This is a genomic window from Pseudomonas sp. GW822-FHT01E03 (genome assembly GCF_058802985.1).
On the sequence record NZ_JBXAOQ010000001.1, the window covers coordinates 176,910 to 201,864 of the forward strand.

Below are 24,955 nucleotides of genomic sequence, written 5' to 3' on the forward strand. Positions count from 1 at the left end.
CATCAGTCCGATGAAACGCTTGTTTTAAGGTTTTACATTAACTTGCTTCAAGCTGCTGGCACCTGACAAAACCTGTGGAAGCGAGCTTGCTCGCGATAGCGGTGGGTCAGGCAACATCCATGCTGAATGTGACGCAGCCATCGCGAGCAAGCTCGCTCCCACAGGGATTGCAGCTACGCTATCGGTTTTCGCTCACCTCAAGCTGCCCGTCCCAGCCACCCCCCAACGCGGCAATCAACTGCACACTGGCTATCAGGCGGCTTTGCAACAGGTCCAGGTTGCTGCGTTCATTGTTCAGCGCCGCCGCCTGGGTCACCACCACATCGATGTACGCGATCAAACCGGCCTTGTACTGGTTCTGGGTCAGGCGCAATGATTCACGGGCGGCATCCAGTGCCTGTTGGCGCACGACGGCTTCATCCTCAAGCACCTTGAGCTGCACCAGGTAGTTTTCCACTTCGCGGAATCCGTCCAGTACGGTCTGGCGGTACTTGGCCACCGTTTCGTCATAGGCCGCTTCACTGCGGTCGACTTCCGCCGAGCGCTGGCCACCGTCGAACAGGGTCATGGCCAATTGCGGTCCGACCGACCAGAAGCGGTTCGGCAGGCTGAACAAGTCTTTCGAGGTACTGCTGCTGTAACCACCGTTCAAGCTCAGGGTCAGGTCCGGGTAATAGGCAGCCTTGGCCACACCTATGTTGGCGTTGGCGGCCATCACCGAGCGCTCGGCCGAAGCGATGTCCGGGCGACGCTCCAGCAACTGCGAAGGTAGCGCCAGCGGTACTTGCGGCAATTGCGGGATGTCCTGGCTTTGCGCCAGGCTGAACTCGGCCGGCGGCAGGCCGATCAGCACAGCGATGGCGTTCTCCAACTGGGCGCGTTGCCAGATCAGGTCGATCATATCGGCTTCGGTGCTTTTGAGCTGTGTCTGGGCCTGGGCCACCGCGTCCTTGCCCGATACGCCTGCGCGGTACTGGTTTTCGGTCATCTTCAACGAACGCTGATATGCCTCGACCGTGTCCTGGAGCAAGCGTTTCTGGCCATCGATCACGCGCAGTTGCAGGTAATTCTGCACCAGCTCCGACTGTTGACTCAGGCGCATGGCCGCCAGATCGGCAAAGCTTGCCTGGGCATTGGCGGTATCGGCTTCGAGGCCTCGGCGCAGCTTGCCCCATACGTCCGCTTCCCAACTGACGCCCGCCTGGGCCGAGTACGTGTCACGAATACCGCTGGACGAACTGCTCAGGCTGGAGCTGCTGCTGCCGGTGCCCTGGCTTGAACGGTTCTTGCTGACGTTCAGGTCCACTGTCGGGAAAAACGCCCCGCGTGCACTGCGCACCAAGGCCTGGGCCTGGCGGTACTGCGCTTCGGACTGGGCGACGGTCTGGTTGGCGCTGTTGAGTTTTTCGATCAGGTCGTTGAGCTGCCGGTCGCCATACAACTCCCACCACGCGCCACGTGCCAGGGCATCGCTCGGGTTGGCCTGACGCCAGCCCTCCGCTGCCTTGTACTGCGCAGGCTCCGCGGTTTGCGGGCGCTGGTAATCCGGGCCGACGGCGCAGGCACTGAGCATCGCCACGCACAGTGACAGGCTCAACAGGCGCGAGCCTCGAGCCGTGATCAGCGGTGCAGCCAGGTTGAAAAGCGAACGGTCAGTCATAGCGGAGTTTCCAGAGCAACATCAGTACGCACCCCGCGCCATTTATTGAAGCGATGGCGCAGGTTGTCGAGATAGAGGTAAACCACCGGGGTGGTGTAAAGCGTCAGTACCTGGCTGAAGATCAGCCCGCCGATGATGGTCAGGCCCAGCGGCTGGCGCATTTCCGCCCCTTCGGCGCGGCTCAACAGCAACGGCAAGGCACCGAGGATCGCCGCCAGGGTGGTCATCAGGATAGGTCGCAAACGTTGCAGGCAGGCGCTGCGGATCGATTCCAGCGGTGCCATGCCCTGGTTTCGTTCCAGTTGCAACGCCAGGTCGATCATCAGGATCGCGTTTTTCTTCACCACGCCGATCAGCAGAAACAGCCCCAGCAACGAAATCAGGCTGAACTCGCCGCCCAACGCATAGATCGACAGCAACGCGCCGACCCCGGCCGACGGCAGGGTCGAGAGAATCGTCAGCGGGTGAATGTAGCTTTCGTACAGCACACCCAAGACCAGATACACCGCCACCAGCGCCCCCAGAATCATCCACGGCTGACTTTTTTGGGTCGCCGCGAAAGCGTTGGCTGTGCCGGCCATTTTCGCGATCACGTCTTCCGGCAGGCCGACCTTGGCAATCGCCCGCTCGATGGCGGCACCGCCCTGCTCCACGGTCACGCCTTCGGCCATGTCGAAGGCAATGCTCTCCGAAGCAAACTGGCCTTCGTGGCTGACCCGGTCGTTTTCCAGGCTGTTTTCGTAATGGGCGATGGTCGACAGCGGGATTCGCGCGCCGTCAGCGGTGATCACCTGGACTTGCGTGAGGGTGATCGGGTCCTGGGCGTATTTCGGATTGACCTCCATCACCACCTGGTACTGGTTAAGACTGTCGTAGATGGTCGAAATCTGCCGCTGACTGTAGGCGTTGTTCAGCACCGCCGTGACCATGTCCATGTCGACACCCAGGCGCTTGGCCTGGTCACGGTCGACGATCAGGGTCACTTGGCGGGCGCCCCGGCCTTCCCGCGCATCGATCGCCGTCAGCTCCGGCAAGGCCCTGAGCGCGGTGACGACTTTCGGATACCACTCGCGCAATGCCCCCAGATCCCCGCTCTGCAGGATGTACGAGTATTGCGAGGTGGTCTGCTCACGGCCACCACCGAATTGCAGGTCCTGGTCCGCCATGAGCATCAGTTGTGCCCCGGGAACCTTGGGCATTTCCTTGCGCAGGCGTTCGATGACTTTCTGCGCGGAAATGCTGCGCTCCTTGATCGGCTTGAGGCGCACCAGCATGAAGGCGTTGTTGGTGCCGTTATTGCCGCCAATGAACCCGGCGACGCTTTCTACCGCCTCATCCTTCAACACCGCCCGACGGAAAATCTCCATCTTCGGCTGCATCACACTGAACGACAGGCCGTCGTCGCCGCGCACGAAACCGATCAGCTGACCGGTATCTTGCTGTGGTAAAAATGTTTTAGGAACAACAACATACAACGCAATGTTCACGCCGATTGTCACGAACAGGCTGAGCAAGGTCAGGCGCTTGTGGCGCAGCACCCAGTCGAGACTGGTGGCGTATTTGCCGACCATCCAGTCGTTGGTCCGCCGGCTCCAGCGTTGCAGGCGGTTCTCCTGCCCCGGCGTGTGCGGCTTGAGCCAGCGAGCGCAGAGCATCGGGGTCAGGGTCAACGACACCACCAGCGAGACCACGATGGCCGCCGCCAGGGTGATGGAGAATTCGCGGAACAGGCTTTCGATGATCCCGCCCATGAACAGGATCGACAGGAACACCGCCACCAGCGACACGTTCATCGACAGCAAGGTAAAACCGACTTCCTGGGCGCCGAGGTACGCGGCCCTCATCGGCCGCACGCCTTCGTCGATGTGCCGGGAAATGTTCTCCAGCACCACGATGGCATCGTCCACCACCAGCCCGGTGGCCAGGATCAGCGCCATCAGCGACAGGTTGTTCAGCGAAAAACCGTAGAGGTACATCACGGCAAAGGTACCGACCAGCGACACCGGCACCGCCAGGGTCGGGATCAGCGAGGCACGGAAGTTACCGAGGAACAGGAACACCACCAGGATCACCAGCGCCACGGCGATCAGCAGGGTCATTTCCGCCTCGTGCAGCGTGGCCTTGATCACCGGCGAGCGGTCCATGGCCAGGTTCAGCTTGACGCTGGCCGGCAGCACCGCCTGCAACGCCGGCAGCTGGGCCTTGATCTCGTTGACCGTCTCGATGATGTTCGCACCGGCCTGGCGGTTGATCACCAGCAGCACTGCCGCGTCGTCGTTGAAGAAACCGCTGTTGTAACGGTCCTCGACGCCATCGCTGACCTTGGCCACATCCTTCAGGCGCAGGGCCGCGCCGCCGTTGTAGTGGATGATCAGCGACTCGTAGTCCTTGGCTTTTTCCAGCTGATCGTTGGCCTGGACCTGCCACAGCCGCTGATCGTCTTCCACCGAGCCCTTGGGCCGGCGCACGTTGGCATTGGCGATGGTGTTGCGCACATCGTCCAGGGCCACGCCGTACTGGTTCAATGACTGCGGTTCAAGCTCGATACGTACCGCCGGCAACGAACTGCCGCCGATTTGCACCTCGCCGACACCCTGCACCTGGGACAGGCTCTGGGACAGGATGGTCGATGCCAGGTCATAGAGCTGGCCTTTTTCCAGCACATCCGACGTCAGCGACAGCACCATGATCGGCGCCTGGGACGGGTTGACCTTCTTGTAGGTCGGCATGCTGCGCATCCCGCTCGGCAGCAGGGTGCGCGAGGCGTTGATCGCTGCCTGCACTTCCCGCGCCGCGCCGTTGATGTCGCGGTCCAGGTCGAATTGCAGGATCACCCGGGTCGAACCCTGGCTGGACCGGCTGCTCATGGTGTTGACCCCGGCAATGCTGCCGAAAGAACGCTCCAAAGGCGTGGCCACGGTCGACGCCATCACCTCGGGGCTGGCCCCGGGCAGGCTGGCCTGGACCACGATCACCGGAAAGTCCATTTGCGGCAGCGGCGACACGGGCAGCAAACCGAAGCTCACGCCGCCCAGCAGCATGATCGCCAGGCTCAGCAGCATGGTCGCGACCGGGCGCTTGATGAAAGGGCCGGAAAGGTTCATCGATGATTGCCCCCCGCACCAACCCACGAGCCCTGCTGCCCCCCTGTGGGAGCGGGCTTGCTCGCGAAGAGGGCCTTGCATTCAACATCCCTGTCGACTGACCGGACGCCTTCGCGAGCAAGCCCGCTCCCACAGGTTCTGCGGGGCGTCATACCGTCGCCTCCTGAGCGTCGGCCTTGCCAAAACGCCGACCGAGACGGTCGAAGTACAGGTAGATCACAGGCGTAGTGAACAGCGTCAGAATCTGGCTCAGCAACAGGCCGCCGACCATCACCAGACCCAGCGGTTGGCGCAGTTCCGCGCCGGAACCGGTGGCCAGCATCAACGGCACGGCACCGAACAAAGCCGCCAGGGTGGTCATCAGGATCGGCCGGAAACGCAGCAATGCCGCCTGATAGATCGCCGTTTGCGGGTCCATGCCCTGGTTGCGCTCGGCGTCGAGGGCGAAGTCGATCATCATGATCGCGTTCTTCTTCACGATGCCGATCAACAGGATGATGCCGATGATCGCGATCATGCCCAGGTCGTTGCCGCTGAGGATCAACGCCAGCAAGGCGCCCACCGCCGCCGAAGGCAAGGTCGAGAGAATGGTGATCGGGTGGATGTAGCTCTCGTAGAGCACACCCAGCACGATGTACATGGTCACCACCGCCGCCAGAATCAGCAGCAAGGTGCTCGACAACGAAGCCTGGAACGCCTGCGCCGCGCCCTGGAACTGGGTCTGCACGCCAATCGGCATGCCGATGTCCTTCTGCACCTGTTCGATGATCTCGACCGCATGCCCCAGCGCCACGCCGGGCGCGAGGTTGAAGGACATCATCACCGCCGGGAACTGGCCGATGTGGGTGATCGCCAGTTGCGCCTGACGCTCCTCGACATGCGCCAGGCTGGACAGGCGCACCTGACCGCCGTCGGTGGTCTTGACGTGAATCTGCTCCAGCGCCTGCGGGCCGATCTTCTCGCCGGACTGCGATTGCAGCACCACGCGGTACTGACTGGCCTGGGTGTAGATCGTGGAAATCTGCCGCTGACCAAAGGCGTCGTACAGCGCATCGGTGATGTTCGACACCGACACACCGACCCGCGACGCCGCATCGCGGTCAATCACCAGATAGACCTGCAAGCCCTTGTCCTGCAAATCGCTGGCGACGTCGGTCAATTCCGGCCGGTCGGCCAAAGCCTCGACCAGACGCCCGCTCCACAGGCTCAGCAGCTCCGAGTCCGGCGACGACATGCTGAACTGATACTGCGTGCGGCTGACCCGGTCTTCGATGGTCAGGTCCTGCACCGGCTGCATGAACAGGCGGATGCCGACCAGTTTGTCCAGTTCCGGTTGCAGGCGGGCAATCACTTGCATGGCGCTCAGGTCGCGGTCGTTGTGCGACTTGAGGTTGATCAGCAACCGGCCGCTGTTGAGGGTCGAGTTGTCGCCATCCACGCCAATGTAGGAGGACAGGCTCTCGACCGCCGGGTCGGCCAGGATGACCTTGGCCAGTTCCTGCTGGCGCTCGCTCATGGCGGCGAAGGAAATCGATTGCGGCGCCTCGGAAATGCCCTGGATGACGCCGGTGTCCTGCACCGGGAAGAAGCCCTTGGGCACCATCATGTACAGCAATACCGTCAGCGCCAAGGTGCCAATGGCCACCATCAAGGTCAGCGGCTGGTGCTTGAGCACCCACTGCAACTTGCGCCCGTAGGCGGCGATCATCCAGTCGATGAACGCACCGCTGGCACGGTAAAAACGGCCCTGCTCTGCTTCCTTGGGTTCGCGCTTGAGCAACCGCGCGCACATCATCGGCGTCAGGGTCAGGGAAACGACCAGGGAAATCAGGATCGCTACCGCCAGGGTGATGGCGAACTCGCGGAACAACCGCCCGACCACGTCCGCCATGAACAGCAGCGGAATCAGCACGGCGATCAGCGACAACGTCAAGGAGATCAGGGTGAAACCGATCTGCTTGGCGCCCTTGAGTGCCGCGTTCAGCGGGCTGTCGCCCTCCTCGATGAAACGCGAAATGTTCTCCAGCATGACGATCGCATCGTCCACCACGAAACCGGTGGCGATGGTCAGGGCCATCAGGGTCAGGTTATTGACCGAGAACCCAGCCAGGTACATCACGCCGAACGTACCGATCAGCGACAGCGGCACGGCCACCGACGGAATGATCGTGGCGCTGGCGCGACGCAGGAACAGGAAGGTGACCATGACCACCAGGGCGATGGCGATCAGCAATTCGTGCTGCACGTCCTTGACCGAGGCGCGGATGGTCTGGGTGCGGTCGGTCAGCACCACCACGTCGAGGCCGGCCGGCAGGTTATCGGTGATGCTCGGCAGCAGGGCCTTGATCCGGTCCACCACCTCGATCACGTTGGCACCGGGCTGACGCTGGATGTTCAGCAGCACGGCCTGGTTCTCGTTGGCCCACGCAGCGAGCCGCTCATTCTCGGCGCCGTCGACAATCTCCGCCACGTCCTTGAGCCGCAACGGCGCGCCGTTGGCGTAGGCCAGGATCAGGTTGGCGTAATCCTTGGGCGACGTCAGTTGATCGTTGGCATCGAGCATCGAGACCCGGGTCGGGCCGTCGAAGTTGCCTTTGGGCTGGTTGACGTTGGAGGCGCCGATCAGCGTGCGCACATCCGACAGGTTCAGGCCGTTGGCCGCCAAAGCCTCGGGATTGACCTTGATCCGCACGGCCTGGCGTTGACCACCGGCAATGCTGACCATGCCGACGCCACTGATCTGGGCAATCTTCTGCGCCATGCGCGTATCGACCAGATCGTTGAGCTTGGGCAACAACATGGTCTTGGAAGTGATGGCCAGGGTCAGCACCGGCGTATCGGCCGGGTTGACCTTGTTGTACACCGGCGGTGCCGGCAGGTCCTTGGGCAACAGGTTGGTCGCGGCGTTGATCGCCGCCTGCACTTGCTGCTCAGCCACATCCATGTTGATGTCGAGGCTGAACCGCAGGGTCAGCACCGACGCGCCGCCGGAACTGGTGGACGCCATTTGCGTCAGGCCGGGCATCTGCCCGAACTGCCGCTCAAGTGGCGCGGTCACCGCGCTGGTCATGACATCCGGACTGGCGCCGGGGTACAAGGTCATGACGCGAATGGTCGGGTAATCGACCTGGGGCAACGCCGACACCGGCAGCAATCGGTAGGCGATGACGCCGGCCAGGATAATCGCCAGCATGCTCAGCGTGGTGGCTACCGGGCGAAGGATGAACAGCCGCGAGAGATTCATGCGCCGCCCTTTTTCGCCTTGTCGGTGGTCGCAGGCTCAGCCGCGTTGACCGCCGATTTGCCTTGCAGGTGTTCGGTCGGCGAGGTCGGCACGTCCTGGCTGTCGTTGACCACCTCCACATCGCTGCCGTCTTTCAGGCGGTCAGTGCCTTCCAGTACGACCCGATCGCCCGCCGACAATCCTTCGGTGACCACAGTGTTCAGGCCGTCACTGGCGCCGACTTTCAACTGACGGATCTTGACCTTCTTGTCACCGTCCAGGACATAGGCGAACGTGCCGTTGGTGCCGAACTGGATCGCGGCGGAAGGCGCCAGTACCACGTTTTTGAGGGTGTCGGCCAACAGCCGCACATTGACGAACTGATTGGGGAACAGCGACTGATCGCGGTTCTCGTAACGGGCCTTGAATTTCAGGGTGCCGGTGGTGACGTCGATCTGGTTGTCCAAGCTCTGCAGCACGCCCGTGGCTTGCAGTTTGGTATCACCGCGGTCCCAGGCTTCAGCCGGCAGTTTGGCGCCGCTGCGATAACGGGCCAGCACGGTGTCGAGGCTGTTTTCCGGCAGGGTGAAGGCCACGCTGATCGGTTGGGTCTGGGTGATGATCGCCAATGCAGTGGTGTCGTTGGCCGCTACCAGGTTGCCGACGTCCAGTTGACGCAGGCCGACGCGACCGGTGATCGGGGCGCGGATCCTGGTGAATTCGAGGTTGAGCCTGGCGTCGTTGACCGCCGCCTGATTGGTCTTGACCGTGCCCTGGAACTGACCGACCAGCGCTTCGGCGGTGTCCAGGGTCTGCTTGGCAATACTGTCTTCGCGGTACAGGCCGCGATAGCGCTCGACGTCGACCTGGGCGTTTTTCAGCTGTGCCTGATTCTGCAGCAAGGTGCCTTCGGCCTGAAGCAAGGCATTCTGGTAAGGGCGCGGGTCGATTTCGACGAGCATGTCGCCGGCCTTGACCATCTGCCCTTCTTCGAAATAGATCTTGACCAACTCACCGCCAACGCGACTGCGGACATTGATGGTGTTGAGCGCCGTGACCGTGCCCAACGCCTTGAAATACAGCGGGAAGTCACCGGTGACTGCCGGAGCCACTCGCACGGGCACCGGCCCGGACGCGCCACCGAATCCCGGGCGCATCCCGCCCGACCTGCCGGTATGCCCGGCGACGGCTTTCTGCCCCGTAGCCTCTTTGGGTGCAGCGCTGCCGGGCCAGAATTTCCAGCACAGGCCAGCGATGACCAACAGGACAAGCAGGCCGAACAGCCAGCGACGAGGACTACGGGAAGCGGAGGATTGCATTGAGTGATCAACCATTGGGCGCGTGGGCTTTTTTACATGAGGCTGAACGATAAGCACTGGCGGGTTTTAAGCAAAGCGCCTTTACCGGCAATTTACCTTCGGCTTACGTAACAGGAGAATTATCCAAGACACTGAAACACAAATGAAAACGGCCTGGACAGGGCCAGGCCGTTAAACATTGTAAAGCCCGGCTTATTTCAGAACAGCAAGTGCCGCGTCATAGTTCGGCTCGTCAGCGATTTCGCCAACCAGTTCGCTGTGCAGCACGTTGTCGTTTTCGTCCAGAACCACGACGGCGCGGGCGGTCAAGCCTTTGAGCGGGCCGTCGGCGATGGCCACGCCGTAGTTCTGGATGAACTCGGCACCGCGCAGGGTCGACAGGTTCTGTACGTTTTCCAGGCCTTCGGCGCCGCAGAAACGGGCCTGGGCGAACGGCAGGTCAGCGGAGATGCACAGCACGACAGTGTTGTCGACGCTGCTGGCCTTGGCGTTGAACTGGCGCACGGAGGTGGCGCAGGTCGGGGTATCAACGCTTGGGAAGATGTTCAGCACTTTGCGCTTGCCGGCAAAGTCCTTCAGGGTGACGTCGGACAGATTGCCGGCAACCAGGGAAAAGGCTGGCGCCTTGGAACCGGCTTGTGGCAGTTGGCCGTTGACTTGAACCGGGTTGCCTTTGAGAGTGACTTGAGCCATGAACGGAGTCCTTCTGAACGTTGTGGTGGAGAATTTTGACGAGGCCGAAGTTAACCACGAAATTGTCCGACGACCTATGACCAAACATAAATTGTCATGTATCAGAGCACAAAACTGGATACAACCCACAATCCTGTGGGAGCGGTGCTACTTGAGTAACTGCAGCATATTGCGATGTCGCGCCTCGAAAATCCTCCGCATGTAGCCATTGACCAGCAACCACTCCAATGGCGCACCCCCCATCGCCGAATACGTCACCCGGTCGGTATATAGCGTACCGCCCTCTCCCGCCTCGACCCAATGTTCATGACGAAAGGCACGCATCGGTCCCTTTAGCATCTCGTCGATGAAATGCATTTCACCGACTTCACGGATCACCACCGTCCAGTCCGACGGAATCACATTGAACATCCAGTGGCGAAAGCGGAATTGCCGCCCGGCTTCAATCCGCAAGTTGTTCAGATCGATATCGCCCAGCGGGGTAATGCGTTCGGGAAAAATCCTTGGGAAATTGACGCCTTCCAGGCAGAAATCGAGGACCTGTTCGGGCGTGCGACCCGGGATGAGTGTGGTGAGTTCCAGAATTGGCATACAGGAAACATTCCTTTGATCGTTGGACAGGCGCGCCAGAGATACGGTGTAGCGAAATGGCGGTCGAAATGAAGCCTGCCAAAGTGTCTGCTACGACAATTTTTTCGAGGGGCTGTCGATTTGCAACGCAGCCATTCGACTATTAAGCGAGTCACTCAATTACAACGGAGACATCACCATGCGATTTATGATCATCATCAAGGCCAGCCAGGATTCCGAAGCCGGCGTGATGCCCAGCCAGGAACTGCTGACCGCCATGGGTAACTACAACGAAGAACTGGTCAAGGCCGGCATCATGCTCGCGGGCGAAGGCCTGCACCCGAGCAGCAAAGGCGCTCGTATAAAGTTTTCAGGTGACAAACGCACGGTGATCGACGGCCCCTTCATCGAAACCAAGGAACTGATTGCCGGTTTCTGGTTGTGGAAAGTGAAGTCCAAGGAAGAAGCCATCGAATGGGTCAAGCGCTGCCCCAACCCGATGCCGGGCACCGAGGCCGAGATCGAGATTCGCCAGGTGTTTGAAGCGGAAGATTTTGGTGCAGAGTTCACACCGGAACTGCGCGAGCAGGAACAGCGGGTTTGGGAACAGGCGAAGAAGAACTGAGGTTGACTGAACCGGCTATTGCTTGAGTTTCCTGTGGGAGCGAGCAGGCTCGCTCCTGCATCGGCTAGATAGTTACTTAACTTGTTTGGGCAAACGCTTGATCCGTATTAACTTTTTAGTACACGAAATTCACGAGAAACCGCCCACAAAACGAAAGAATTAATCCTTCCTACTGGTTAACCCGCGGTTAACTGCTAAGTTCATCTGACGAGTCCTACAGGCTTGATCGGAAAGGGATCACGCAGTTACGGCCAGATTCAGGGGCCGTCTGCCCAATCAGCCACCAGGGAACGGGGGGATTAATGTCTAAGAATTTGCGGAAGTACGCCTTTGTATGGGTGACTTCATTCGCACCTGCTTTTTGTGCTCACGCGGATAACGCCGAGACCGCCAACAAAAGCAACAACCCGCTGAACCTGGCACCCGGTATAAACCTGCAGGATTACTACACACCCAAGCTGTTCGATACCAACGCTCACACCAATGATGCGCTGCTGCGCGGCGCCCTTCCGATGGCAGCCAATGACGTCATAGGCGTCCCGCAGTTGCTGCGCGTCACGCTCCCCGTCAGCACCCGACCCGATCCGCACAACGGCTACAGCACCGACATCGGCGACCTGAACGTATTCGACATTTTCCTGCTCAAGACCAAAGGCGTGCAGCTGGGCATCGGCCCGCAAATCACTGCGCCGACCGCCGAGCAGGATGAACTGAGGTGGTCCGTTCTACGGGATTTTGCGTTTGTATCTGCCAAAACCGGAAGTCACCAACGGCCAATGGCACATGCCGTTGCTGACTCCTGTCACCCCAAAACAATAAACGGAGTCAGGCATGTTCAGGCCTCTCGTAGTGCGCCCCTTGTTGGCGCTGTGCATGGTCAGCGGTAGTCCATTGGTACTGGCGGCCGAGGGCGGTGTCGGTCGCCCCATCACCGGGCAGCAAGTGTTTTCCAACGCCGGGATCGTGCCCCCGGAGCCGGGTTGGGTCATGTCCCTGACCAGCATCTGGTACGACGGCGAACTCAAGGGCAGCGCTCAAGTGCCGATCGTGGGTGCCATCAGTACCGGGCTGGACATGAAGGTTTCCTACACCATGGCCAACTTCACCCATGTCTGGGACACCGGCAAGGGTCCCTGGAACTATGCCTCGGCCATAGGCGTGCCAGTGCAGTACACCGACATCACCGCCAACGTGACCGGTCCCCGTGGCCGTACCCTGGGCACCTCGGACACCGGCACCCAGTTCGCCGACATGCTGGTGACCCCGATTGCGGCCGGCTACCACTTCGACGAACTCAACCACATCTCGTTCTCGCTACCGATCTACGTGCCGACAGGCGCCTACAACGTCGATCGCCTGGCCAACCCCGGGCAGAACAATTACACCTTCATGCCTACCGTGGCGTTCACCCACCTGGATGGCAAGGGCGGCGAATTCACCCTGTCGAGCGGCCTGGAGTTCTACACCGAGAACGACGCCACGGATTATCGCAACGGCAACATTTTCACCCTCGATGCACTGTGGACCCATGGATTCGGCAACGGCTGGAACGCCGGCATGGTGGCAGGCTATATCCAGCAGGTCACCGATGACTCCGGATCCGGCGCAACCAGTGGCTTTCGCGGGCGCTCCGTGGGCGCTGGCCCGACAGTGGGCTGGACCGGCAAGTTCGCCGACGCCCAGGCCAATATCAGTGCTCGCTGGGTCCCGGAGTTCGATACCAAGAACCGGCCTGAAGGCAATGGTTTCAGCGTCAACATGACCCTGGCGTTTTTCTAGGAGACCCCATGACCGCACTCAACGACCTCAATGCCCTGCAAGCCAGCATCGCCGAAGCCGTGCTCGGCCAGGATCAGGTCATTCGACAAATCCTTGTGGGCCTGCTGGCCAACGGTCATCTGCTGCTGGAAAGCCTGCCCGGCCTGGCCAAGACCCGCACGGTGAAAGCATTGGCCAAACACCTGGACGCGAAGATGAGCCGCATTCAGTTCACCCCGGATTTGCTGCCGTCGGACATCACCGGCGCCGAGGTGCTGCATCAGGTCGAAGGCAAGAACGAAATCCGCTTCCAGCCCGGCCCGCTGTTCGGCAACCTGATTCTCGCCGACGAAATCAACCGTGCACCGGCCAAGGTCCAGGCGGCGTTGCTCGAAGCCATGGAAGAACGCCAGATCACCGTGGCCGGCAACAGCCATGCGCTGCCGGAACTGTTCATTGTGGTAGCGACTCAGAACCCGATCGAACAGGAAGGCACGTACCCGCTGCCGGAAGCGCAGATGGACCGCTTCCTGATGAAAGTGATGCTCGATTACCCGAGCGCGGAAAACGAAAGCCAGGTGCTGCGTCTGCTGCGCGAAGAAGAACAGGCCCTCGGCGCCAGGACCGCTGCGGTGCAGGGATTCTCGTTGTCTCAGGACGTGGTGTTCGCCGCGCGCCGAGAAGTCAGTGCCGTGCACGTCTCCCCGGCCATCGACCGTTACCTGATCGACCTGATCAACGCCACTCGCCACCCTGTCGATTACGACGCCGACCTCGGGCGCTGGATCAGCATCGGCGCCAGCCCTCGCGGCGGCATCGGTCTGGACCGCTGCGCCCGGGCGGACGCCTGGTTGCAGGGCCAGGATTTCGTTTCTCCGGACAACGTCCGCGCCGTGGTGCACCCGGTGCTGCGCCATCGTCTGCAACTGAGCTACGACGCGGTGGCCGATGGTGTGAGCGCCGATCAAGTGCTCGACCGTCTGCTCGATAAAGTGGCGATTCCTGCGTGAACACCGACGGCCTGGTGTATGTCTCTCTGGCGCAGTTGATGGCCCTGGAGTTCAAGGCCCGTGACCTGAGTTTTCTGGCGCGTCAGCCCCAGGGCAGCATCCTGGCCGGCAACCACGCTTCACGCTTGCGTGGCCGGGGCTTGAACTTCGATGAGCTGCGTCGATACCAGCCCGGCGATGACCTGCGCCACCTCGATTGGCGCGCATCCCTGCGCACCGGCAAACCGGTGGTACGGACATTCACCGAAGAGCGCGACCGCCCGGCGCTGATCCTCGTCGACCAGCGTATGTCGATGTTCTTTGGTTCGCAACGCAGCTTCAAATCGGCGGTCGCCGCCGAGCTCGGCGCCCTGGCGGCGTGGATGGTGTTCAACGCCGGCGACCGCGTCGGTGGACTGGTCTTCAACGATCAACGCATCGACAGCATCGCCCCGCTGCGCAGCCGCAAACGGATCGAAGCGCTGTGCAGCCGCATCGCCCAGCAGAACCAGGCGCTCAATGCCGCCAACCCGGACGCCGAGGGCGAAGACCAGCTCGACAAGGTCCTGCAGCATTGCCTGGCCGTGGCCGGTCACGATCACCTGATCTGCATCGTCAGCGACTTCGCCGGGGCCGGCGAACGCACCTTGCAACTGATGCGGCAACTGGCGGCGCACAACGATGTAATTGCCATGCAGGTGTATGACCCGCTGGCGCTAAACCTGCCGAAAAATGGCCGCGTGCTGGTCACCCAAGGGCAATTGCAGGTGGAGCTTGCGGTGGATCGGCAACAGGTGCACCAACCCCTCGGGGACTTTCTCAGCGGGCGGCTCAAGGATGTCGCGACTTTGCTGCGCCGCAGCCAGGTGCCACTGATGATGTTCAGCACCGCAACAGAAGCCCACGAACAACTGCGCGCCGAACTGGGCAAGCTTACCGGAGGGCGCCGATGAATCCCGCTATCCCGAGCATCGACCAGCTCAAGGAAATGGCGCTGCCGGCGCCGGTCAGTTATGCACCACAAACCTGGGGGTGGTGGGCGTTGCTGACGTTGTTGATCGTTACGTTGGTGGTGACCGGTGCGCGGCGCTACCGGCAATGGCGGCGCGATCGCTATCGGCGCGAGGCGTTGGTGCGGCTGGAGGAATTGCAGCAGCGCAGCAATGACCTGAGTGCGTTGCGTGAGCTTCCGGAGCTGCTCAAACGGGTCGCGATCTCTATGCCTTACGCAAAACCTGTGGGAGCGAGCTTGCTCGCGATGGCGTCCGGTCAGTCACCACCACCTTTGATTGCAAGCCCGCTCCCACAGGACTCTCCAGCGGGGTTGGGGAAAGAGGACTGGCAGGCATTTTTGCAGCGGCACAGTAAACAGCCGCTACCCGTCGACTTCAGCCAACAACTGTCGCTGCTGGCCTACGCCCCCGACGCAACATTGCGGGACATGCCCAATGAACAGCGCCAACAGCTGTTCAGCACCTGCAAAACCTGGGTGGAGCGTCATCATGTGGCAGCTTGATTACCCCTGGCTGCTAATCCTGCTGCCGCTGCCGTGGTTCGGCTATCGCTACCTGTCCGACTACCGCGAAGCGCGCAGCGCCGTGCGTGTACCGTTTTTCGGGGCGATGAGCCGCGCCGTCGGCCAGGCACCGAGCCAGGCCGGCACCCGCAGCAACGGCTGGCAATTGCTCCTGAATCTGCTGGTCTGGGCACTGCTGCTGGTGGCGGCGAGTCGGCCGGTGTTGGTGGAAAAACCCATCGAGCGCCAGCAGCCGGTGCGGGACCTGATGCTGGCCATCGACATTTCCCAGTCGATGGAAACCACCGATTTCACCGACGCCAACGGCCAGAAAATCAATCGCCTGGCCGCAGTCAAGGAAGTGGTGCACGGGTTCATCGACAAACGTAAAGACGATCGAATCGGACTGATCGTGTTCGGCACAGGTGCCTATCCACAGGCACCGCTGACCCTAGACCACGCCAGCCTGTCGCTACTTCTGGACGACACCGGCATCGGCATGGCCGGCCCCAACACCGCCATCGGCGACACCATCGGCCTGAGCCTGAAACTGCTGGCCCAGGCCCACGAGCAGGAAAAAGTGCTGATCCTGCTCACTGACGGCAATGACACCAGCAGCGCCATCACCCCGGATCACGCGGCCGCCATGGCCGCGGCCAAAGGCGTGGTGATTCACACCATCGGCATCGGCGACCCGACTGCCGAGGGCGAAGCCAGGGTCAACCTGCAAGGCTTGCAGGACATTGCCCAAGCCACGGGCGGGCGTTTCTTCCGCGCCGAAGACCGCAACGCCCTGGATCAGGTCTACAGCACTCTGGACAAACTCACCCCGCATCAGGTGAAAACCCTCAGCCACCAGCCCAAACGCGATCTGTTCTGGTGGCCGCTGGGCGCTGCCATTGCCCTGCTGGCGCTTTATCACCTGGGCGCCCTGCTGCTTCCACGGCTGATGCTCGCCCGTCAACGGCAGGAAGCCTGACATGGACATCAACCTCAGCGACTTCCATTTCCTGCGCCCACTGTGGCTGTTGCTCGCGGTGTTCGGCGCATTGCTGCCATTGCTGTGGCGGCGCAACCAGGACCTGCAACGGCGCTTGCGCAGCAACATCGCGGCGCACCTGCTGCCGCATCTGCTGATCACCCCGCAGGACCGGCAACGCCTGCGTCCCGTGCACCTGGTATGTGCGCTGCTGGTACTGGGCGCCATCGCCGCCGCCGGGCCGACCTGGGAGCAGGATCGGCCGGACTTTCTGGAAAACCGTGCGCCGCTGATCATTGCCATCGACCTGTCGCCCTCCATGGACGCCAGCGACGTTCCCCCCAGTCGCCTGGAAGCGGTCAAGCACAAGCTCCACGACTTGATCCAGCGCCGCGCCGGTTCGCGCAATGCCTTGATTGCCTACGCCGGCAGCGCGCATCTGGTATTGCCCGCCACCGACGATCCGGCGCTGCTCGATACGTTCATTCAGGCCCTGAGCACCGACCTGATCAGCAAACCGGGGAAAAATGTCAGCGCGGTCATCGATCAGGCCAAGCGCCTGCTCGCCGCCGAGAAAACGCCCGGCACTCTGCTGCTGATCACCGATGGCGCCGACATCTCGGCACTGGCCGGGCTGGACAAGCAACTGGCAGACAGTGCGCTGCAAGTGCTGATATTGGCGGCCGGCAGCAGCGACGGCGGGATCATCCGCGATGCCAGCGGCCAGACACGCACCGACAGCAACGGTCGCCCGCAACTCGGCAGCTTCGATCAGGACGCCCTCAAGCAGCTTGCCTCAACGCTGGACGCCCCGCTGGGCAGCCTGACCCTCAACGATGACGATCTGGACTGGATCGAACTGCACGCCGAGCAGCACTTCCAGGCAGCCAGTGACGAGCAGCGCGAATTGCACTGGAAAGACGCCGGTTACTGGCTGTGCTGGCCGCTGTTGTTGCTCGCCTTCTTCAGCGTACGCAAGGGCTGGAGCCTGAACTGGATGGCTGGATTCCTGCTGGTCGTGAGCCTGGGCCTGCAACCGGCGCCGGCACAGGCCAACGCACTGACCGATGCTTTTTTCACCCGCGACCAGCAAGGTCGCTGGGCCTTCGAACATGAGCACTACCCTCAGGCGGCGGCACTGTTTGTCGATCCGTACTGGAAAGGCGTGGCCGCCTACAACGCCGCCGATTTCGATCTGGCACTGGCCAGCTTCGCTCGGCTCGATACACCGCAGGCGTATTTCTACCTGGGCAACATCTACGTGCGCCGCTTCAAGTTCGATCAGGCCATCGCGTCCTATCAACAGGCGCTGAAGTTGCAACCGCAGTTTCCGGAAGCCACGGCCAACCTGGCCCTGGCCATTGCCTTGCAGAAAGACACCGAAAGCGCCGAGAAAAACACGCCAGAGGTCAAACCCGACGAAATCAAGATGGACAAGGCGCCGGGTAAAGGCCAAAGCAAAAAGGTGGAAACCCAGCAAGCGGCCTCGGATGAGCAATGGTTGCAGAACCTCACCACATCGCCGGCGAAATTCCTCAAGCAGAAATTCAGCTTGCAGGATCAGGCGGGGGCCAAGCCATGATCAGCCTCAAAAACCGCGTCGCCGCCATCGCGGGCAAGCCCGCTCCCACATTTGATCCAAGCACCCCACAAATCCACTGTAGGAGCGAGCCTGCTCGCGATGGCGCCAGATCAATCACCACAACACTCTGCGCCCTGCTCATTAGCCTGATCAGCCTCAACACATTCGCCGCCGACCCTCAGTTGAAAGTCCAGGCCACCCTGCAACCCGCCGACCCCGTCATGGTCGGCAGCCTGGTCAAGTTGCAACTCGATGTCTTCACCGACTCCTGGTTCACCAGCGCCCCCACCCTGCCCGACCTGAAACTGCCCGGCGCATTGGTGATGCCACCGGACGGCCATGCCCAGCACATCAACCAGACCTTCGACGGCCAGTCCTTCAGCGGCATGCGCTACAGCTACCTGATCACCCCGAACCTGGCCCAGGGCTACGATATTCCGGCACTGACGGTACAAGCCACACCGGGTCAGGCCAGTCACGAACTCAGCGCCCAAAGCCAGCCTTTGCATTTCAATGCCGCGCAACCACCGGGGTTCCAGCCCGGTGAGACAGTGCTGGTGGCTCAAGGGCTGCGGTTTACCCAGAAGACCGTCAATTCGGCCACGCCGCTGAAGGTCGGCGACAGCATCACCCGGGAACTGACCTTGCAGGCCGACGGTGCCCTGGCCATGTCACTGCCGACACCGACGCAGGATGTCATCAAGGGCCTGAGCCGCTACCCGAAAGCACCGCAGATCCGCAATCTGGATGACGGTCGCGGCAACTTCAATGGCGGCCAGCGCATCGACAGCGTGACTTATCGAATCGACACCGAAGGCCACTACAGCCTGCCATCCGTCGAAATCAAATGGTGGGATGCCAGCAGCCAGCAAACCCGCACGGCCACGGTGCCTGCCGTGACCTTCGATGCGGTGGCCAACAGCGCCTACAAGCCGGTGTTTTCCATCACCGAAGACCTGAAAAAACTCGGCCAGCAGAATCGCCTGCACCTTTCCGGGCACTGGTTCGGACTATTGACACTGGTGCTGGCGGTGGTGGCACTCGGCTGGTTCAGTCGCCCGCTCGTACACCGCACGCACCTCAAGTGGCAAGCTCGACGCCGCGCCCGACATGCCGCCTGGCTGGAGTCCGCCGACTACGCGTGGCGGCAGGTCCCGCCGCAGATCGAAGGCAAACCGGCGCAACTCAGCGCCCTGTACCTGTGGACCCGACGCAGCCGCCGGGGTCTGAAACTGACGAACCTCGGCCCGCGCCTGCAAACCTTCCTGCGCGCCTGTTATGGCCGCGAACCGGACAAAGACCAGGCGCTGCGCCAAATCAGGGAATCCTTGTCTACGCTGCATAGTCAGGCCGAGCGTAACAGGGAATCAGTCGCACCTGCCCTGCGCCCACTCAACCCGGTTCACGAGAAGGAATTCCCATGACAAATCCGATGACGTTGCGCCACCCGGGCTTCAAGTTTTTGCTGACCCTGGCCTTGAGCCTGCCGCTGCTGGTGCAGGCAGCCGAGCCACTGCCCTCCTGGAACGACGGTCCGTCGAAAAAGCAGATCATCGAGTTCGTGCAGACGGTCACCGATCAAAACAGCAAGGACTTCGTCAAACCCGAGGACCGCATTGCCGTGTTCGACAACGACGGCACCTTGTGGAGCGAGCAACCGATGTACTTCGAGTTGCTGTTCGCCCTGGAAGAAGTCAAACGCACCGCGCCGCAGCACCCGGAATGGAAAACCACCCAGCCGTTCCAGGCCGTGCTGGAAAACGATCACAAGGCACTGGCCGCCACCGGCATGGAGGGCCTGCTGAAGATCTTCGGTGCGACCCACACCGGCATGACCACCGAAGCGTTCGATGACTATGCCAAGACCTGGCTGAGTCAGGCCAGGCATCCGAAAACCGGCAAGCCGTACACCGAAATGATCTTCCAGCCGATGCTGGAGATGCTCGACTACCTGCGCGGCAAAGACTTCAAGACCTACATCGTCTCCGGTGGCGACACCGGGTTCATGAGAGCCTTCGCCGAGAAGGTCTATGGGGTACCGCCCGAGCAGGTTATCGGCACGACCTTCGTTACCAGCTTTGAATACAAGGATGGCAAGGCGTCGATCCTGCGCACGCCGAAACTGGCCCACAACGACGATGGCCCGGGCAAACCGGAAAGCATCGACGCGGTGATCGGTCGTCGGCCAATCCTCGCCTTCGGCAACTCCGACGGCGACCTGCAAATGCTCCAGTGGACCGCCGACGGTCCCGGCAAACGATTCATGGGCCTGGTGCATCACACCGACGCCAAACGCGAATGGGCATACGACCGGCAGTCGCAGATCGGTCGTCTGGACAAGGCCCTGGACGAAGCAAACAAGCGTGGCTGGACGGTCGTCGACATGGCGTCCGAATGGCGTCGTATCTACCCGTTCGATGCCGCCACTTCCGAGCAAGTGCAATAAAAAGACGTTACGCAGGACCGCAATAAACGTTTGTCGCAGCACGCGACGCAAGTGAGCATAAGGAGCCAGTCAGATGACTCGCATACGTAAGTGGATACCGAAACTCGCCCTGGTGGCGACTACGGTCATGGCGTTTTCGGCAACCGCCGGGGCCGCTGAGAAACCCAACATTCTCGTGATCTTCGGCGACGATATTGGCCAGACCAACATCAGCGCCTACTCCATGGGCGTGGTCGGCTACAAGACTCCGAACATCGACCGGATTGCCAAAGAAGGCATGATGTTCACCGACTACTATGCGGAGAACAGCTGCACCGCCGGCCGGTCGACATTCATCACCGGACAGTCGGCGCTACGTACCGGGCTGTCGAAAGTCGGGATGCCGGGTGCCCCGGTCGGCCTGCAAAAACGCGACATCACCATCGCCCAGGCCCTCAAGTCCCAAGGCTACGCCACCGGTCAGTTTGGCAAGAACCACCTGGGCGACAAAGATGAATACCTGCCGACCAACCACGGATTCGACGAATTCTTCGGCAACCTGTATCACCTCAACGCCGAAGAAGAACCCGAGCGTCCGTACTGGCCCAAGGACGACCCCGCGTTCGTCAAGGCCTACTCGCCGCGCGGCGTGATCCACAGCTTCGCCGATGGCAAGATCGAAGACACCGGCCCGCTGAACACCAAGCGTATGGAAACCATCGACGACGAAACCACCGCCGCCGCGCAGGCGTTCATCGAGAAACAGGCCAAGGCGGACAAGCCGTTCTTCGTCTGGATGAACACCACCCGCATGCACTTGTTCACTCACGTGCGTGAATCGATGAAGGGCCAGAGCGGCATGCCCGGCAACGATTATGCCGATGGCATGATCGAGCACGACGGCGACGTCGGCAAACTGCTGAAAACCCTCGATGACCTGAAAATCACCGACAACACCATCGTCGTCTACACCACCGACAACGGCCCGAACCAGTTCTCCTGGCCGGACGCGGCAACCACGCCGTTCCGTAACGAGAAGAACTCCAACTGGGAAGGTGCGTACCGCGTTCCGGCGATGGTCCGCTGGCCAGGCAAGATCAAGCCGGGCGAAGTGTCCAACGAGATGTTCTCGGGCATGGACTGGTTCCCGACCTTGCTGGCCGCCGCTGGCGATGCCGACGTGAAAACCAAGCTGCTCAAGGGGTGGGCACCGACTTCCGGCGGCACCAACTTCAAGGTGCATCTGGACGGTTACAACCAGTTGCCCTACCTGACCGGCCAGGCGCCCAAGGGTGAGCGCAAGGAGTTCTACTACTTCAACGATGACGGCGTGCTGGTGTCGATGCGCTTCGACAACTGGAAAGCCGTGTTCTGCGAACAGCGCGCACCGGGCGGCTTCAAGGTCTGGAGCGAACCGTTCGTATGCTTGCGCGTACCGAAGATCTTCAACCTGCGCATGGACCCGTATGAACGTGCCGACGTGGTTTCCGACCAGTATTACGACTGGCAAACCAAGAACGTCTACCTGGCGGCTGTAGCCGTCGAAAAATCGGCAACGTTCCTGCAGACCTTCATCGAGTATCCACCCAGCCAGAGACCGGCCAGCTTCAGCATCGACCAGATCCGTGCTGCGGTAGACGCCAAGATCGCTGAAAAAATGAAAGCTGCACAGTAAGACCGCTGGACCGCCGCTCGCCTTCATTGGCGAGCGGTACTGTTTCCGAGTTGGGACCGTATTGGCCCCAATCGCGGGCAAGCCCGCTCCCACATGGATTTTGTCGTACCGAAGATCCAGTGTGGGAGCGGGCTTGCCCAAGATGGGGCCCGTACAGTCGCAGTTTTCTTGAATTGCAAAGGCAATCCGCAATGACCTCACGTGTCGCCAGCAAATCGTCGGCCATACCTGCCCCGCAAGTCGCCTCCCCGGCACTGTTGATCCCTGCCCTGCTGCTGTTTGTCTCCGGCGCCGCGGCGCTGGTGTATCAGGTGCTGTGGATCAAGCAGTTGTCGTTGGTCGTAGGCGTCGAGGTCTATGCCATCACCACCGGGATCAGCGCGTTCTTTGCCGGGCTGGCCCTGGGTGGCTTGCTGTTCGGGCGCTGGGCGGACCGGATGCAGCAACCGGTTGTGCTGTACGCCGGGTTGGAAGTGCTGGTGGCCGTGCTCGGTGTCTCTGCAACCTTTGCCATGAGCCTGGCGGCCAGCCCGTTTGCCTGGCTGGAAGCACACGTGGGCTTGCTGGCCTGGGTGCTGCCGTTCGCGTTGGTGGGTATTCCCGCCCTGTTGATGGGCGGCACCCTGCCGGTGCTGGTTCGCTCCCTGGCCACTGACCCGCAACACCTGGGCAAGGCCGGCGGGCAGCTGTATGCGGCGAACACCGCCGGGGCCATCGCCGGCACCCTGCTCGCCGCGTTCGTGCTGATTGCCACCCTCGGTGTGCGCGGCAGCGCGCTGGCCGCCGCCATGCTGAACCTGCTGGCCGCCGCTGGGGCCTTGTGGTTCCAGCGCCAGCGCGTGGCACCCGTCGATGCCCCGGTGAAACATTACACTGAAAAAGCCCCCGACCGCCTGGCCCTGTGGCTGTATTCCATTGCCGGTGGTGTAGCCCTGGGCTACGAAGTGGTGTGGTCGCAATCGATCGTGCAATTCATGAGCACCCGCACCTACGCCTTTGCCGTGGTGCTGGCGACTTACCTCACCGGCTTGTTCCTGGGCAGCATGCTGTTGGCCCGTCGGGTCGATCGCCTGCGCGATCCCTGGGGGGTGTTCGGTGTGCTGATTGCCGCAGCCGGCGCGATTGCCTTGCTGGAAGTGGCGTTGCTCGGACGCTGGCTGGTGCTCGCCCAGACCCTGGCCGAATCCTGGGTATTGTCATTGGGCGGCAGTGAACTGGCTGGCATGAGCACGCGGTTTGCGGTGGCTGCCTTGAGCATCGTGTTTGTGCCGACCCTGTTGTTGGGGGCTGCGTTCCCCTTGGCCCTGCGCTTGAGCGTCGGCGGCGAACAGGTGGGGCGCCATGTCGGCGAAGTCGTCGCGTTCAATACCCTTGGCGGGATTGTCGGTGTGATGCTCTGCGGCTTTGTCCTGATCCCGATGCTGGGACTGGTACGGACCCTGGGCCTGCTGGCGCTGATTGCCGCCGGTATCGCGTACCTCGCCGTGCGCAAGGGCCATGGTGTGAAGAAAGGCCGGCGTCAGGCGGTGGTTGCCATTGGCCTGGTGTCCCTGGCGCTCGCCGTGTTCACGCCGGTCAACAAGCTCGCCAGCCTGCTGCCGGGCGCGCGCAACGGCACGCTGACGTTCTACGAAGAAGGCCGTGGCGGCACCGTCGCCGTGGTCACCCAGGGCAAGGGAGAAAGGGCATTCCAGCGTTTGTACATTCAGGGCGTATCCAATACCGGTGACGCCATGCCGTCCCTGCGCTACATGCGGATCCAGGCGCTGCTGCCCCTGCTGATCCACAACGGTGAGCCGCGCTCGGCACTGGTGATCGGGTTCGGTACCGGCATCACCGCGGGCGCCCTGACCCGCTATCCCGGCCTGGAACATCGCGTGGTCGCCGAACTGCTGCCTTCGGTGGTCAAGGCAGCCCCCTTGTTCAAGGGCAATTTCAACGCCGCGGCCGATCCGGGGGTCGATGTGCGCTTGCGTGACGGTCGTCAGGAACTGCTGCGCAATCCGCAGCGCTACGACCTGATCACTCTCGAGCCGCCACCGCCCTCCGCTGCCGGCGTGGTCAACCTGTATTCCCGGGACTTCTATCAATTGGCCGCCAGCCGTTTGCACAACCAGGGCCTGGTCGCCCAATGGCTGCCGCTGCCGACGCAGAACATCGACGACTCGCGCTCTCTGGTGCGCAGCTTCCTCGACGTGTTCCCGTACGCGACCCTGTGGACCAGCGAGTTCCACGAGATGCTGCTGGTGGGTTCGATGGAGCCGATTGAACTGGATGCGGCAAAGATCAACGCGCGCTTCCAGCAGGACAGCGTTCGTAGCACCTTGCAGGATGTCGGCGTCGGTTCGGCCGCAGCATTGCTCGCGACATGGGTGACTGATCGTGAGGGGCTTGAACGCTTCGCTGGCGATGCGCAACCGGTGACGGACGATCAACCGCGCATCGAGTACGCACCCTGGGTTCGCTCGAAAGAGATCAGCCGCGTGTTGCCCGCCCTGCTCGCCCTGCACCAGCCGCCAGCCGTGTTGAACGCCGACGCCGGGTTCATCGAGCGCATGAACGTCCACCAGCAACGCCTGATGCAGTTCTATCGGGCGAGCCTGCATGCGTACGACGGAAACCGTGACGCTTGGGCCAGGGATATGCGCGAGGTGATGCGTGGGGATTCCGGGAATCCGTATTACCGGTGGTTTGTCGGGGAGTGACGTGGCGCCTGACAGATCGCCTTCGCGGGCAAGCCCGCTCCCACAGGTTCGGTGTCGATCACAACATTTGTGCACGACACAAGACCTGTGGGAGCGAGCTTGCTCGCGATGGGGCCATCAGTCTCAAAACAA

General features: G+C 61.7%; 17 protein-coding genes and 2 pseudogenes. 13 read left to right on the forward strand and 6 right to left on the reverse strand.

What is annotated here, in order from left to right; genetic code table 11:
- Positions 1–178: 178 nt before the first annotated feature.
- From AC1RP7_RS00770 to AC1RP7_RS00795, 6 genes are all read right to left on the reverse strand, one after another.
- Positions 179–1,660, reverse strand: a complete 1,482-nt coding sequence (locus AC1RP7_RS00770; protein ID WP_057714969.1) for an efflux transporter outer membrane subunit — start codon at positions 1,658–1,660, stop codon at positions 179–181.
- A complete protein-coding gene (locus tag AC1RP7_RS00775; protein ID WP_090455060.1) occupies positions 1,657–4,764 on the reverse strand; it encodes an efflux RND transporter permease subunit in 3,108 nt (1,035 codons plus the stop codon). Before AC1RP7_RS00775 ends, AC1RP7_RS00770 begins: the two co-directional genes overlap by 4 nt.
- A 148-nt stretch (positions 4,765–4,912) precedes the next feature.
- Entirely contained in the window at positions 4,913–8,008 is a 3,096-nt protein-coding gene (locus AC1RP7_RS00780) for an MdtB/MuxB family multidrug efflux RND transporter permease subunit (protein WP_493180858.1), read from the reverse strand.
- Positions 8,005–9,321, reverse strand: coding sequence for an MdtA/MuxA family multidrug efflux RND transporter periplasmic adaptor subunit (locus tag AC1RP7_RS00785; RefSeq protein WP_057714972.1), 1,317 nt, complete (start codon positions 9,319–9,321; stop codon positions 8,005–8,007). Before AC1RP7_RS00785 ends, AC1RP7_RS00780 begins: the two co-directional genes overlap by 4 nt.
- 177 nt (positions 9,322–9,498) lie before the next feature.
- Positions 9,499–9,999 carry a thiol peroxidase gene (gene tpx / locus AC1RP7_RS00790; protein WP_057714973.1) on the reverse strand — a complete coding sequence of 167 codons (501 nt, stop codon included), beginning with the start codon at positions 9,997–9,999 and terminating at the stop codon, positions 9,499–9,501.
- Between the two features lie 147 nt (positions 10,000–10,146).
- Positions 10,147–10,590: an SRPBCC family protein gene (locus AC1RP7_RS00795; protein ID WP_493180857.1), complete on the reverse strand. Its 444-nt coding sequence runs from the start codon at positions 10,588–10,590 to the stop codon at positions 10,147–10,149.
- A 178-nt stretch (positions 10,591–10,768) separates the two neighbouring features.
- On the opposite strand from AC1RP7_RS00795, the gene AC1RP7_RS00800 reads away from it, so the two are divergent.
- The 13 genes and pseudogenes from AC1RP7_RS00800 to AC1RP7_RS00860 all read left to right on the forward strand — a co-directional run bounded on the left by AC1RP7_RS00800 (position 10,769) and on the right by AC1RP7_RS00860 (position 24,823).
- Positions 10,769–11,194, forward strand: a complete 426-nt coding sequence (locus AC1RP7_RS00800) for a YciI family protein (protein ID WP_057714975.1) — start codon at positions 10,769–10,771, stop codon at positions 11,192–11,194.
- A 302-nt stretch (positions 11,195–11,496) separates the two neighbouring features.
- Positions 11,497–11,907 (forward strand): annotated as a pseudogene (locus AC1RP7_RS00805) (hypothetical protein); the annotation flags it as partial.
- Between the two features lie 4 nt (positions 11,908–11,911).
- Positions 11,912–12,013, forward strand: a pseudogene (locus AC1RP7_RS00810) (DUF1214 domain-containing protein); the annotation flags it as partial.
- A gap of 12 nt (positions 12,014–12,025) precedes the next feature.
- On the forward strand, positions 12,026–12,973 hold the full coding sequence (locus tag AC1RP7_RS00815; protein ID WP_340316342.1) for a SphA family protein: 948 nt from the start codon (positions 12,026–12,028) through the stop codon (positions 12,971–12,973).
- An 8-nt stretch (positions 12,974–12,981) separates the two neighbouring features.
- Positions 12,982–13,962: an AAA family ATPase gene (locus AC1RP7_RS00820; protein ID WP_493180856.1), complete on the forward strand. Its 981-nt coding sequence runs from the start codon at positions 12,982–12,984 to the stop codon at positions 13,960–13,962.
- The gene (locus AC1RP7_RS00825; RefSeq protein ID WP_090455051.1) at positions 13,959–14,894 is read left to right on the forward strand and encodes a DUF58 domain-containing protein; all 936 of its coding nucleotides are present in this window, start codon (positions 13,959–13,961) and stop codon (positions 14,892–14,894) included. The genes AC1RP7_RS00820 and AC1RP7_RS00825 overlap by 4 nt, the downstream gene beginning before the upstream one ends.
- Complete coding sequence (locus AC1RP7_RS00830; RefSeq protein ID WP_493180855.1) at positions 14,891–15,457, forward strand: DUF4381 domain-containing protein; 567 nt, start codon at positions 14,891–14,893, stop codon at positions 15,455–15,457. The genes AC1RP7_RS00825 and AC1RP7_RS00830 overlap by 4 nt, the downstream gene beginning before the upstream one ends.
- The gene (locus AC1RP7_RS00835) at positions 15,444–16,436 is read left to right on the forward strand and encodes a vWA domain-containing protein (RefSeq protein ID WP_493180854.1); all 993 of its coding nucleotides are present in this window, start codon (positions 15,444–15,446) and stop codon (positions 16,434–16,436) included. Before AC1RP7_RS00830 ends, AC1RP7_RS00835 begins: the two co-directional genes overlap by 14 nt.
- A gap of 1 nt (position 16,437) precedes the next feature.
- Complete coding sequence (locus AC1RP7_RS00840) at positions 16,438–18,018, forward strand: VWA domain-containing protein (RefSeq protein ID WP_493180853.1); 1,581 nt, start codon at positions 16,438–16,440, stop codon at positions 18,016–18,018.
- Positions 18,015–19,442, forward strand: a complete 1,428-nt coding sequence (locus tag AC1RP7_RS00845) for a BatD family protein (protein ID WP_493180852.1) — start codon at positions 18,015–18,017, stop codon at positions 19,440–19,442. The genes AC1RP7_RS00840 and AC1RP7_RS00845 overlap by 4 nt, the downstream gene beginning before the upstream one ends.
- Complete coding sequence (locus AC1RP7_RS00850; protein WP_340316332.1) at positions 19,439–20,464, forward strand: HAD family hydrolase; 1,026 nt, start codon at positions 19,439–19,441, stop codon at positions 20,462–20,464. Before AC1RP7_RS00845 ends, AC1RP7_RS00850 begins: the two co-directional genes overlap by 4 nt.
- A 73-nt stretch (positions 20,465–20,537) precedes the next feature.
- A complete protein-coding gene (locus AC1RP7_RS00855; protein ID WP_057714984.1) occupies positions 20,538–22,118 on the forward strand; it encodes an arylsulfatase in 1,581 nt (526 codons plus the stop codon).
- A gap of 191 nt (positions 22,119–22,309) precedes the next feature.
- Complete coding sequence (locus tag AC1RP7_RS00860; RefSeq protein ID WP_493180851.1) at positions 22,310–24,823, forward strand: spermidine synthase; 2,514 nt, start codon at positions 22,310–22,312, stop codon at positions 24,821–24,823.
- Positions 24,824–24,955 lie beyond the last annotated feature (132 nt).